The organism is Microbacterium sp. SCN 71-21 (genome assembly GCF_001725695.1).
Classification (GTDB): domain Bacteria; phylum Actinomycetota; class Actinomycetes; order Actinomycetales; family Microbacteriaceae; genus Microbacterium; species Microbacterium ginsengisoli.
In genome coordinates, this window is sequence record NZ_MEGA01000070.1 from 1 (window position 1) to 11,458 (window position 11,458).

The 11,458-nt window shown below is 69.6% G+C and carries 11 protein-coding genes and 1 pseudogene; 4 read left to right on the forward strand and 8 right to left on the reverse strand.

The window, feature by feature from the left end:
* The coding region (locus ABT08_RS10300; RefSeq protein ID WP_288114882.1) for a WXG100 family type VII secretion target at positions 1 to 187 on the forward strand (187 nt) is incomplete at its 5' end.
* Positions 188 to 284: 97 nt separating this feature from the next.
* Here the strand turns inward: ABT08_RS10300 and groL are convergent.
* From groL to ABT08_RS10325, 5 genes are all read right to left on the reverse strand, one after another.
* On the reverse strand, positions 285 to 1,904 hold the full coding sequence (gene groL, locus ABT08_RS10305; RefSeq protein WP_045246738.1) for a chaperonin GroEL: 1,620 nt from the start codon (positions 1,902 to 1,904) through the stop codon (positions 285 to 287).
* 185 nt (positions 1,905 to 2,089) lie between these two features.
* A complete protein-coding gene (locus tag ABT08_RS10310) occupies positions 2,090 to 2,293 on the reverse strand; it encodes a cold-shock protein (RefSeq protein WP_045246739.1) in 204 nt (67 codons plus the stop codon).
* Between the two features lie 143 nt (positions 2,294 to 2,436).
* A complete protein-coding gene (locus tag ABT08_RS10315) occupies positions 2,437 to 3,030 on the reverse strand; it encodes a LytR C-terminal domain-containing protein (RefSeq protein WP_288114884.1) in 594 nt (197 codons plus the stop codon).
* A 56-nt stretch (positions 3,031 to 3,086) separates the two neighbouring features.
* Positions 3,087 to 3,338: a DUF3263 domain-containing protein gene (locus tag ABT08_RS10320; RefSeq protein WP_045246741.1), complete on the reverse strand. Its 252-nt coding sequence runs from the start codon at positions 3,336 to 3,338 to the stop codon at positions 3,087 to 3,089.
* Between the two features lie 9 nt (positions 3,339 to 3,347).
* Positions 3,348 to 4,349 (reverse strand): DUF2332 domain-containing protein, encoded by a 1,002-nt coding sequence (locus ABT08_RS10325; protein WP_288114886.1) that lies wholly within the window; start codon positions 4,347 to 4,349, stop codon positions 3,348 to 3,350.
* Positions 4,350 to 4,423: 74 nt separating this feature from the next.
* Here ABT08_RS10325 and msrB point away from each other — a divergent pair, with 74 nt between their 5' ends.
* Together msrB and ABT08_RS10335 are read left to right on the forward strand one after the other, a co-directional pair.
* On the forward strand, positions 4,424 to 4,831 hold the full coding sequence (gene msrB, locus ABT08_RS10330) for a peptide-methionine (R)-S-oxide reductase MsrB (RefSeq protein ID WP_045246743.1): 408 nt from the start codon (positions 4,424 to 4,426) through the stop codon (positions 4,829 to 4,831).
* Positions 4,832 to 4,845: 14 nt separating this feature from the next.
* Positions 4,846 to 5,373 (forward strand): nitroreductase family protein, encoded by a 528-nt coding sequence (locus ABT08_RS10335; protein WP_056210381.1) that lies wholly within the window; start codon positions 4,846 to 4,848, stop codon positions 5,371 to 5,373.
* On the opposite strand, the gene ABT08_RS10340 is transcribed toward ABT08_RS10335, so the two are convergent.
* The 3 genes from ABT08_RS10340 to ABT08_RS10350 form a co-directional block, all read right to left on the reverse strand.
* Complete coding sequence (locus ABT08_RS10340) at positions 5,361 to 6,326, reverse strand: DMT family transporter (RefSeq protein ID WP_353743292.1); 966 nt, start codon at positions 6,324 to 6,326, stop codon at positions 5,361 to 5,363. The genes ABT08_RS10335 and ABT08_RS10340 overlap by 13 nt on opposite strands.
* A 22-nt stretch (positions 6,327 to 6,348) precedes the next feature.
* A complete protein-coding gene (locus ABT08_RS10345) occupies positions 6,349 to 6,936 on the reverse strand; it encodes a DUF3558 domain-containing protein (protein WP_288114887.1) in 588 nt (195 codons plus the stop codon).
* Between the two features lie 108 nt (positions 6,937 to 7,044).
* Entirely contained in the window at positions 7,045 to 9,015 is a 1,971-nt protein-coding gene (locus tag ABT08_RS10350) for an alkyl/aryl-sulfatase (protein ID WP_288114888.1), read from the reverse strand.
* 578 nt (positions 9,016 to 9,593) lie between these two features.
* Between ABT08_RS10350 and ABT08_RS10355 the strand changes: the two are divergent.
* Positions 9,594 to 10,628: pseudogene (locus ABT08_RS10355) on the forward strand (IS30 family transposase).
* The last annotated feature ends 830 nt before the right edge of the window (positions 10,629 to 11,458 follow it).

Consider the following 11,458-nt stretch of genomic DNA (forward strand, 5'->3'; position numbering starts at 1 on the left):
CCAGCTCACGCACCTGCAGGCCAGCTGGACGGGATCGGCCGCCCTCGCATTCCAGGGCAGCATCGATGGATGGCAGGCGACGTACCGCACGGTGGAGGAGAGCCTCGCCGGCATCAACGCCTCGCTCGCGCAGGCCGGCCAGGCCTACGCCCAGACCGAACAGCTCAACCTCGCACTCTTCCGCTGAACGGGCGACGAGCCACATTCGCTCGCCACCGATGCGAAACGGCGGATGCCCCGGACCGTGAGGTCCGGGGCATCCGCCGTTTCGCAGGCGTCAGGACTCAGAAGTCCATGCCGCCGGTCGGGTCGCCCGCCGGAGCGGAGACCTTCTCGGGCTTGTCGGCGACGACGGCCTCGGTCGTGAGGAACAGGCCCGCGATCGACGCGGCGTTCTGCAGAGCCGAGCGGGTCACCTTGGCGGGGTCGATGATGCCCTGCGCGAAGAGGTCGCCGTACTCGCCGGTCGCGGCGTTGAGGCCGTGACCGGTGGGGAGCTCCGCCACCTTGTTCGCGACGACACCGGGCTCGAGACCGGCATTGAGCGCGATCTGCTTGAGGGGGGCCTCGATGGCGACCTTGACGATGTTCGCACCGGTCGCCTCGTCGCCCGTGAGCTCGAGGCTCGCGAACGCGATCTTGCCGGCCTGGATGAGCGCGACGCCGCCGCCGGGGACGATGCCCTCCTCGCCGGCCGCCTTCGCGTTGCGCACGGCGTCCTCGATACGGTGCTTACGCTCCTTGAGCTCGACCTCGGTCGCCGCACCCGCCTTGATGACGGCCACGCCGCCGGCGAGCTTGGCGAGGCGCTCCTGGAGCTTCTCGCGGTCGTAGTCGCTGTCGGTGTTGTCGATCTCGCGACGGATCTGGGTCACGCGGCCCTCGATCTGCGCGGGGTCGCCGGCACCCTCGACGATGGTGGTCTCGTCCTTGGTGATGATGACCTTGCGGGCGCGGCCGAGCAGGTCGAGGGTGGCGTTCTCGAGCTTGAGACCGACCTCCTCGGTGATGACCTGGCCACCGGTGAGGATGGCGATGTCCTGCAGCTGGGCCTTGCGGCGGTCGCCGAAGCCGGGGGCCTTGACGGCGGCCGACTTGAAGATGCCGCGGATCTTGTTCAGCACGAGCGTCGCGAGAGCTTCGCCCTCGACGTCCTCAGCGATGATGAGGAGCTCCTTGCCGTCCTGGATCACCTTGTCGACGACGGGCAGAAGGTCCTTGATGTTCGAGATCTTCTGGTTCGCGATGAGGATGTACGGGTCCTCGAAGACCGCCTCCTGGCGGTCGGGGTCCGTGACGAAGTAGGGGTTGATGTAGCCCTTGTCGAAGCGCATGCCCTCGGTGAGCTCGAGCTCGGTGCCGAAGGTGTTGGACTCCTCGACGGTGACCACGCCCTCCTTGCCCACCTTGTCGATGGCCTCGGCGATGAGCTCGCCGATCGCCGGGTCGGCGGCCGAGATCGACGCGGTGGCGGCGATCTCCTCCTTCGACTCGACCTCCTTGGCCGAGGCGAGCAGAGCGTCGGTGACGGCCTTGACGGCCTTCTCGATGCCCTTCTTCAGGCTGATGGGGTCGGCGCCGGCCGCGACGTTGCGCAGGCCTTCCTTGACGAGCGCCTGAGCGAGCACGGTCGCGGTGGTCGTACCGTCACCGGCGACGTCGTCGGTCTTCTTCGCGACCTCCTTGACGAGCTCCGCGCCGATCTTCTCGTACGGGTCGTCGAGCTCGATCTCCTTGGCGATCGAGACACCGTCGTTCGTGATCGTGGGGGCGCCCCACTTCTTCTCGAGCACGACGTTGCGACCGCGGGGGCCGAGCGTCACCTTGACGGCGTCGGCCAGGGTGTTGAGGCCGCGCTCGAGGCCGCGGCGGGCCTCCTCGTCGAAAGCAATGATCTTTGCCATTGTGTGTCGTCCCTCCCGGACGGGCTAGGTCTTTAGCACTCAGTCTGATCGAGTGCTAAATCATTCTGGCACTCGCCCCCGGGGAGTGCAAGCCGGTCGGAACGGGGCGTCACACCTCCCGACATGCGTCGACGCCGCCCCGAAGGACGGCGTCGATGTGAGAAGTGTGACGGGGATGCCGCGGCTCAGGCGACGACGCGCACGGCTTCCGCCTGCGGGCCCTTCTGGCCGGAACCGACGGTGAACTCGACCGCCTGCCCCTCTTCGAGCACACGGAACCCGTTCATCTCGATGTTGGAGTAGTGCACGAACACGTCCTGGCCGTCGGAGACGGTGATGAAGCCGTACCCCTTCTCAGCGTTGAACCATTTGACAGTGCCATGGGCCATGATGCGTACTCCTGAAGCTGTGTGACGCGGCCATCGTATCCACGCCGATAGGCGCGGATTCGCGGAGAACGCAACTGCTTACACGCGCGCATCGAAGTGTTTACGCCGCGGAAACACGGCCCGGGAACCGCCGCTCGACGGCCTCAGGGCGCGGGCGTGGCCGTGCCGAGCTGATAATCGGCGCCGAGCACGATCGTGAGCTGCTTGGTGCTCGCCGAGGTCGCACCGGGACTCGGCGTGCCGGAGGCACCGGTGTAGGCGTTGCTCTGCACGATGGAGCCGGCATTGAGGAGATCGGCGAGGCCCTTGGCGGCACCGAGGTCCGCGTCGGATGAGTAGTAGACGGTGGTCGTGGCGAAGCTCGTCGTGGAGGCGGCACCGGCGATCACCTTGTCGGCGGTCCACCCGGCGGCCTCGAGCCGGGCGACCGCATCCGTCGACGCAGCGGGATTGGCCGTGCCGTTGAGCACCAGGATCGAGTACGACGTGTCGCGCACGGAGGGAACCTCGGGGGTGTCGGAGTAGCTCGGCGCGGTCTGCGGCGTGAGGTCGATGCGGCCCGTGTAGACCATCGACGCGAAGATGCCGGCGACCAGGAGGACGACCGTTGCGATCGCGGCCCAGAAGAGCACGAGGCCGGCGCGCATGCGCGGGTTCTCGGCGCGGTGAGCGCCGACGCGGCCGGACGCGGCGGAGACGCCGTCGAAGCGATCGCGAGGGTAGGTCTGCCTGGACACCAGTGCATCGTACAAGTACGGTGCCCTCACTCCGCTCGACGTTCGCCGTGCGAACGTCAGGCCGACAGCCCGGAGGTGCGCCGGGCCCGGGCATCGACCCGGGCTGCGCGCAGGCGCCGCAGTCGGGCGACCAGCATGGGCTCCGCGGCGATCGCGTCGTCGGTGTCGATCAGGCGCCCGAGGAGTTGGTAGTAGCGCGCCGGGGCGAGCGAGAGCTCCGCTCGGATCGCCTCCTCTTTGCCGGCTCCGTGCCGCAGCCACCGCGCCTCGAAGTCGAGGATCGACCGGTCGCGTTCGGAGAGGGGCACGGCGTCAGATTACGACGCGGATGCCGCGGCATCCGCCCGCCACTCCACGAACCCGCCGAGCGGGTCGACGGCCGCGAGCACCTCGCCGTCTCGGGACAGCGCGAACCGGCCGGCGGGCCACGTGGCGGGATCGATCGGCGCGTTCCAGCCGTCGTGTAGCCCGGGATCGTCGAGGGTGATCCAGGTGCCCGCGGCCCGAGCCGCATCGATGACGAGACCTCGGCGAGCGCGCGGCACGTGCGCGAGCACCCCGGGGGTCGTGACGACGAGGGTGGCACCGGTCGGCGCGAGCGCCGCCAGCTCGCCGATGGCGCCGTCCGCGGCATCGCCGGCGCGCAGCAGGGGCGGATCGGCGGCGGCGATGTCGAGCGCCCGCTCGATGCGCTCTGCACGCCCGCTCTCGCCGGGCCAGACCAGCGCGGTCAGCCAGCGGCGGGTGGCGGCATCCCGAGGATCCAGGGGATTCAGGTCGATCCCTGCCCGCCAGACGACCTCGGGCAGGCGCAGGCGCGGCATGTTCCCCCGCCACGACGCGCGGAGGAGGACGGGGCTCTCGCCGCCGGCGGGATCGACGGCGACAACCCCGTCGGGCGTCTCGTAGCGGTAGGAGTAGCGGTCGGGGTAGAGGCAGAGCCCGGCGCTCGCCCCCACTTCCAGAAGCGCGATGGGGCCGTCGACGGCGCTGAGGGCCGGGAGCAGCGCCGCGCAGCGCAACGGCTCGTTGGTCTGGATGCTGCGGCTCTCGCAGCCCACGACGAGGTCCTCGATGTGCGCCCTCACCCATTCAGCCCACGACGCGAACCCCGACTCGGGGGCGCCGAGCAGGCGGGAGACGGCGAAGACGAGCGGCGGCTGCCGACGGGTGTCACGGATGCGGGCGATCAGCGCCGCGACACGACGATCCTCCGCGATGCCGCGCGCCCACTCCTCGTACAGCGCCGACCGGCCGGGGGCCTCGTCACGCGCGAACCGACCGTAGCGGTCGACGACGGCATCGGTCTGGTCGGACATGGTCACATTCTCAGGCACGCGCGGAACAGCCCTGGCGCCGACGCGGTTGAATGAGGTGACGCAAGGAGAACCCGATGTCGTACAACGTGAACAAGACCGACGCGCAGTGGCGCGAGGAGCTCAGCGACACCCAGTTCGCGGTGCTGCGCCAGGCCGCGACCGAGCGGCCGTGGACCGGCGAGCTGCTCGACGAGGACCGCGCCGGCCTCTACACCTGCGCAGCCTGCGGTGCGGAGCTCTTCCAGAGCGGCACCAAGTTCGACTCGCACTGCGGGTGGCCGAGCTTCTATGAGTCCGTGCGGCCCGAGGCCGTCGAGCTCATCGAGGACCGCACCCACGGCATGGTGCGCACCGAGGTGCGCTGCGCGAACTGCGGATCGCATCTGGGGCACGTCTTCCCCGACGGGTTCGGCACGCCCACCGGCGACCGATACTGCATGAACTCCATCGCCCTCGACTTCACTCCGGCCGAGGAGGCGTGAGCGCGCGCGAGGCGATGCTCGCGCGGCGCAGCTGGTCGAAGCTGACCGAGGCGGCCCCCTCCGACGAGGAGCTGGCCGCCCTCGTGTCGGCCGCGGGACGCGTCGCCGACCACGCGTCCCTGCGGCCGTGGCGCCTGGTGACCCTGCGCGGCGACGACCGTGTGCGCCTGGGCGAAGCGATCGCGGCGGCGACCGGGGCGGACGAGCCGTCGCCGAAGCCCCTGCGCGCGCCGCTGCTGGTCGCGGTCGTGACGAGCGTGCGCGCGAGCGAGAAGGTGCCGGCGTGGGAGCAGGAGGCCGTGGCATCCGGTGTCGGACACGCCCTCTCGCTGCTGCTCGACGAAGCGGGCTGGGGCGTCATCTGGCGCACGGGCGGCTACACGCGCTCCCGGGAGGTCGCGGCCCTGCACGGGCTCGGTCCCGAGGAGCACCTGCTCGGCTGGCTGTACGTCGGCGGCAAGCCCGAGGCGAGTGACCGCACCGGTCACGAGCGGGGCGTCGACCCCGCCGAGGTTCTGTCCGCGCTGCCTCAGGCCCGCTGACGGCGGCGCGCGGCGGCGATCACGACACCGGCGAGAGCCACCACGACACCGGCGAGGGCGATCGCCGGGTTCGGACCCGACTCCGGGGGCCAGATCGCATCGAGCGTGACGGATGTCGCGAGCAGTCCCACGACCGATCCGAGACCGAGCAGCAGCACCCCCGTGTGCCGCACCAGTGCGGCCGACAGGAAGATGTAGACGACGCCGATCGCACCGCCGAGGTAGAGCCAGCCCGCCCCGGGAACCGTGACGTGCAGCCCCGAGATCGCCCCGTGCACGCCGCCCGCGATCGCGAGGGCGGCCGTGCCGCCGGCGAAGTTCACCAGCGTCGCCGTGAGCGGAGACTCCACGGCCTGACGGAGGCGCCCGTTCGTGGCCTGCTGCCACGCGATCCCGGCGCCCGAGACGAACGGGAGGAGCAGCATCCACCAGGGGACGGCCGTCGTTCCCTCCGAGCTCACCAGCACCACGACCGCCGCGAGCACGACGGCGCCGCCGACGATGCGCCCCCATGTCAGGGGGACGACCCCGGCGGGACCGTAGCCGACCCGGTCGAGCACGAGTCCGTTGACCGTCTGCCCCGCGACGACGCCGACAGTGAACAGCGCCACTCCGATGATCGCGACGGTGAGGCCCTGCGTCGCGACGGTGAGGGCGCCGGCGAGGCCACCGAGCAGCATCCATATGGGCACGTGACCGTGTCGCACGCCGGTCGCGAGACGCCGAAGGCCGGCACGGCCCGCGGGGAGGGCGAGCGAGAGCACGACGAGGATCACGAACCCCGACGAGAACGAGACGAACGCGGCGACGAAGCCGTCGCCCATCTCGTGACCGAGCGAGCCGTTGACGCGGGCCTGCAGGGCCGTGAGGATGCCGACCGCGACCGCTCCGCCGAGGGCGACGGCCCGCGGCATCCGCCGGTGTTCGGGGATCACCGGCTGCGTCGCGCTCACCCTCCGATCGTAGGCGGTGCGCTCAGCTGCCCCAGATCTCGGCGACGAGGTCGTCGAGGAGCTGCTCGGGCACGACGTTCGACGTCTCGAGGTAGATCCACACGTCTCCGCGCGCATACGCGGTCTGCGTGACGGTGACCGGGTACTGCGTGCTCTCCTTGGACAGCTGGCAGACCTCTTCGCCGACGTCCCCGACCGTGCACGTGTAGCCCTGCCCCGGAAGGGTCGATTGGGCATACGAGACGGCGGCATCCGGGTCGACCGTGCTGATCAGCAGCAGCACCCCGGTCGCGTCGCCCTCGATCCAGTTGCAGCCGAGAGCGAGCGTCGCGCCCGTCGGCGCCGGGCGGACGAAGCCCTTGCCGTCGCCCTGCAGCGACATCTGGTCGAGCGTCGACGACCGGGTGGCATCGGAGCCGACCTTCGCGCAGTCGGTCGGCAGGGACGCGGTCGCGGTGGGCGAGGCGCTCGGGGTCGCGGATGCCGACGTGCCGGCGGATGCCGTCGTCGTCGGCGTCGGCGTCACGGCGCCCCCGCTCGGCCCTCCGCATCCGGCGAGACCGAGAATGAGGACGAGAGCAGCGGATGCCGCGGCGTTGCGTGCGCGCATAGGTGACTCCGAGGTGTGCAGGTGCTCGGATCATGGCGCGACACGCCTGTCGCCGTCAAGAGGCGGAGCGCACGGCCTGCGCCGGCCGGGTCCCCCCGGACGGCACGGTCACGCGTGGTAGCCGAACCCGTCCGCCGGCACTGCGGGACCCGACGGGGTGGTGCCCGGCATGATCGGGAAGCCGGGAGCGAACTCGACGAGCGCTCCCCCCAGGGCGAGGAACGCGCTCGGGTCGCCCTCGAGCGTCGCCCGACCGGCGGCGAGCAGCTCGGGGGCGGTCGTGGCACCGACCATGAGGTCCTCGAGCGCGGCGCGCGTGACCGTGAGAGTCGCATCCGGCGACGCCGACTGGAATCCCTCGACGCTGGTGAGCGTGCCGTTGCTCACCTCGACGACGAACTCCTCGCCGATGTCGGTCACCCGCAGGTTCAGGATGCCGCGAGCCTCGCCCGCCGCGGTGCTGTCGAGTCGGATGGCGAGGTAGTCGAGGAACTGCTGCGTGCTGAGCGCCCGCACGAGGTCGGGGCTCGTCGCGTTCGCCGTCTGGCCCTCGGGGATGCCCGAGCGCAGCTCGAACGCCGCCGCCAGGAAGCTGTTACGCACACTCGGGCTCTCCTGCTGGTAGCCGATCTGCTCGAACGCGTCGGCGAGGAGATCGCGCGCGGCCTCGTTCGCCGGCTCCGCGTAGACGAGCTTGTTCAGGATCTCGACGGCCAGGAGGTCGTCGCCCGCGGCGATGAGCTCGTGGGCGCGCGCGAGGATGCGCTCCGCACCGCCCATGAGCTCCACGTACAGCGGCGCGGACTCGCGGGGCGCGAGCGGGATGAGGGTCGAGGGGTTGCCGTCCCAGTAGCCGAGGTAGCGGTTCACCACCGCGCGCGCGTTGTGCGCCACCGAGCCGTGGTAGCTGCGCGCCGCCCAACTGCGCTGCAGCGAGTCGGGCACCTGGTAGACCCGGTGGATCTCGTTGATCGTCACGCCCTGGTTGGCGAGGTGCATGACCCCGTTGTTGAGGTGCGCGTACGTGTCGCGCTGGGTGCGCATGACCTCCTGGATGCGCTCGTTGCCCCAGCGCGGCCAGCTGTGGGAAGCGAACATCACCTCCGCCTCCTGCCCGAACAGGTGCAGCGCCCGGTTGATCTGACGCGACCACTCCAGCGCATCGCGCACGAGGGCCCCGCGCAGCGTGTAGATGTTGTGGATCGTGGCGACGATGTTCTCCGCCGCCCAGAAGGCCTTGAGGTCGGGGAACCAGGTGTTCATCTCGGCGGGAGCCTCGGTGCCCGGCGTGTTCTGGAACACCATGCGCACGCCGTCGATCGTGAGCTCCTGGATGTCGTCGACGATGTCGACAGTGGGTGCGATGAGGCCGACGGTGCCCGCGGCGACGCCCTTCCCGATCGCCTGGTCGACGTGACCGAACGGTCCGCGCTCGAGGAGCGTGCCGTACTGGTAGAACATGCGCCGCACCATGGCGTTGCCCGCGTACACGTTCTCCGAGACCGCGTGCTCGAGGAAGCCGACGGGGGCGATGACCGGAACCGCGCCGCTGTGCACGTCCGCGACATCCACCACGCCATGAGCGCCGCCGAAGTGGTCGCCGTGCGAGTGGGAGTAGACCACCGCGACGACCGGACGCTCGCCCAGGTGCTCGTTGACGAGAGCGAGGGCGGCGGCGGCCGTCTCCTTCGCCGTCAGCGGGTCGAACACGATCCAGCCCGTGTCGGAGCGGATGAACGAGATGTTCGCCAGGTCGAACCCGCGCACCTGGTAGATGTGGCCGGGCACCACCTCGAACAGGCCGTACTCCATGTTCAGCCGCGCCTGACGCTGCAGCGACGGGTGGATGGAGGCGAAGTCCTCATCGCCGAGCAGGAAGTCGTAGTCCCCGATGTTCCATGCCACGTGCCCCGCCTCGGCGAGGATCTGCCGATACTCGGGAGCGGCGAGGAACCCGCGTCGAGCCTCCGCGAGATCGCGGTCGTCGTCGAACGGCAGCTGTGCCGCCACCTCTTGGCGTCGGCGCAGCGTCGCGTCGGTCGGCTGCTTTCCCCGCGGATGGGCGTGGTCGTGCGTCATGTCGGGTTCCCCTCTCCCACAAAGCCCCTGCTGCGCAGGATAGCCCTCCGAATGATGGCGCACCCGCGCACGGACAGCCACCGCAGGAGCAGGGAAAAACAGTGCGGGAATCAGGAATGGAGCCGACAGCGGGACTTGAACCCGCAACCGCCCGTTTCAGGCTCAGGGGACAGCGCACCCCTTACTGGCACTGAACTTACCGGATTCGCGGTGTTCGACTACGGGCTGGTACGGAGCGCAAACCGGACCCAAATGGGATAAGTGGACCAATAGTGGACCCAAATCGGCGTACACGACGGGAGCGCGCACGCCGTTCCGCCGAGCGTCGCGACTGCGCACAGAACGAACCGCTCAGCGGGTGCTCACATGTCAGCCCTGCGCGACCGACACCACCGGGAGGCGGCGCTGCGCCGCTCGCGCAGGAATCCGCATCCCGCGCACGCCGGACTCCCGAGCTCCTTGCGGGAATGAGCCGTCGGTAGACCGTCTCGCCGCTGTCGCGCTCGCCCGATCCTGCTGGCGGTGTCATACCGCCGAAGCAACACCGGGGTCTGATCCGGTTGCCGTTGGGGGATCGGGTGAGTTGGGTGCGGTTGTCGTTCGGTGATCGTGTGGAGATCTCGGCGGGGGTGGAAGCCGGGCTCGGTGTGCGGGAGATCGCGCGGTTGATCATCCGGCATCCGTCGATCGTGTCCCGTGAGATCGCGCGCAACGAGAACCTGGACCGTGGCTTCGACGCCTCGACAGCTCACGCTCGGGCCGGGCGGCGCTGTCGCCGTCCGCAGGCGTTCAAGGTCGCCGCGGACGAGGTGCTGCTGGCCCGGGTGCGGTGGGACTTGCGCCGGTCCAGGACGCAGAGGGAGATCGCTGGTCGATTGAGGAATGAAGCGATCGACCCCAGGGTGAGACGCATGGGGAAATCGCCGGGCGTCGATCGCAAGACCGTGCCGCACGAGTCGATCTACCGCTACATCTACGCGCTGCCGAAGCGCGAGCTGGCCGCGAGCGGGATCATGCTCAGGTCGAAGCGCACCCGGCGTCGCCCGCAGCGTCAGGCCGGAGAGCGGTTCCGGCTCGCCGGGATGGTGTCGATCGACGCCCATGATCCGTCGGTACTGGAGCGTCGCGTCCCAGGGCACTTGGAAGGCGATCTCGTGACGGGCAAGGGCCAGCAGACCGCGGTCGCAACCCTCGCGGAGTGCACCACGAGGTTCACGGTGATCAAGGCGCTGCCGAAGGCGAAGGACTCCATCGCGCTGAAAGACATCCTCATCGAGGAGTTCAACGAGCTGCCCGCCTTGATGCACTAGTCGCTGACCTGGGACCAGGGCTCGGAGATGGCCGGCCACGCGGCCCTGACCCTCGCCACCTCGATGCCGGTTTACTTCGCCCACCCGCGCAGTCCTTGGGAGCGGGGCACGAACGAGAATACGAACGGGCTGATTCGCGAATACCTCCCGAGGGGCACCGAGATCACGGACCACCAGCCCTACCTCGACGCGATCGCCGAAGAGCTAAACGACCGGCCCCGAGCCGCCCTCGACTTCCTGACGCCCCGGGAAGCGTTCGAGCAACTCCTCATAGAAGAGCCTGGTGTTGCTTCGACGAATTGACACTGCCCGCTGCGCGCGGAGCCGGGATTGCGCCAGCCGTGTCCTGTCCATGGCGTGGCCAGCGTCGCATCAATGCTGACGAGGTTCATTGCGTGCGAACCGCGCTGTCGGCCGATGCGCCCCTGCGGATCGGGAGCTGGAGGATGGACTCCTCACGACCCTCCTCACCGCGTCAACGCTAACGGGCATTGGATCCACCCAACGGCAACTCCTGGTCGTCACGGCACTGAACATAGTCGGCATCAGCATCGCAACTGCCTGTTTGACGTCTCGTGCGCGTCGCGGACCGCCGTTGCCGGGCGTGGTGCGATGTCCGGTGCGTCAACCTACGGTCCGACACGAGGTGCATTCAAGTGACATCGCGAACACATGTTGCCGCCCACCATCACTTCGGCGTCCACCGGGCTCGTTCATGGGCTTGGCTCGGCGTCCATCCGGACCGGGCGGCGCGCATGGCGATCTGCCAGCGCGAGCGCGAGCCGGCCGGCATGGGCAAGATGCACGGCACTCGCGAAGCCCTCCTCATTCCATGGAACTGGTCACCAGATCGTCACCGCGACCGCTCCGAGTCGCTGTGGCAGTCGGACGGAGCGTCCCCGCGAAGAGAAGAGACACCACTGCTTTGCCATCGATGTCCGCCAGCGCCAGCTCGTTGTCTGGGCGCTCGAGGCGTGCCCCGGCCACCCCAGTCCGCGAGCGCGCTCGACACGGAGTCGGAAGCGCGAAACCACACCCGTGATTCGATCCGAATGCGGCACTCGCGACGGATCCACCCGATCGTCGCACCACCACCTCCGTTTAGCGAGGTTGAGTGCTTGTCAAGTGGCGCG

Excerpts from the sequence above, each read along its gene's own strand:
- groL (WP_045246738.1), bottom strand. The coding sequence starts at position 1,904 with ATGGCAAAGATCATTGCTTTCGACGAGGAGGCCCGCCGCGGCCTCGAG.
- msrB (WP_045246743.1), top strand. The coding sequence starts at position 4,424 with ATGTCGTACAACGTGAACAAGACCGACGCGCAGTGGCGCGAGGAGCTC.
- ABT08_RS10325 (WP_288114886.1), bottom strand. The coding sequence starts at position 4,349 with ATGTCCGACCAGACCGATGCCGTCGTCGACCGCTACGGTCGGTTCGCG.
- ABT08_RS10335 (WP_056210381.1), top strand. The coding sequence starts at position 4,846 with ATGCTCGCGCGGCGCAGCTGGTCGAAGCTGACCGAGGCGGCCCCCTCC.
- ABT08_RS10345 (WP_288114887.1), bottom strand. The coding sequence starts at position 6,936 with ATGCGCGCACGCAACGCCGCGGCATCCGCTGCTCTCGTCCTCATTCTC.
- ABT08_RS10350 (WP_288114888.1), bottom strand. The coding sequence starts at position 9,015 with ATGACGCACGACCACGCCCATCCGCGGGGAAAGCAGCCGACCGACGCG.
- ABT08_RS10310 (WP_045246739.1), bottom strand. The coding sequence starts at position 2,293 with ATGGCCCATGGCACTGTCAAATGGTTCAACGCTGAGAAGGGGTACGGC.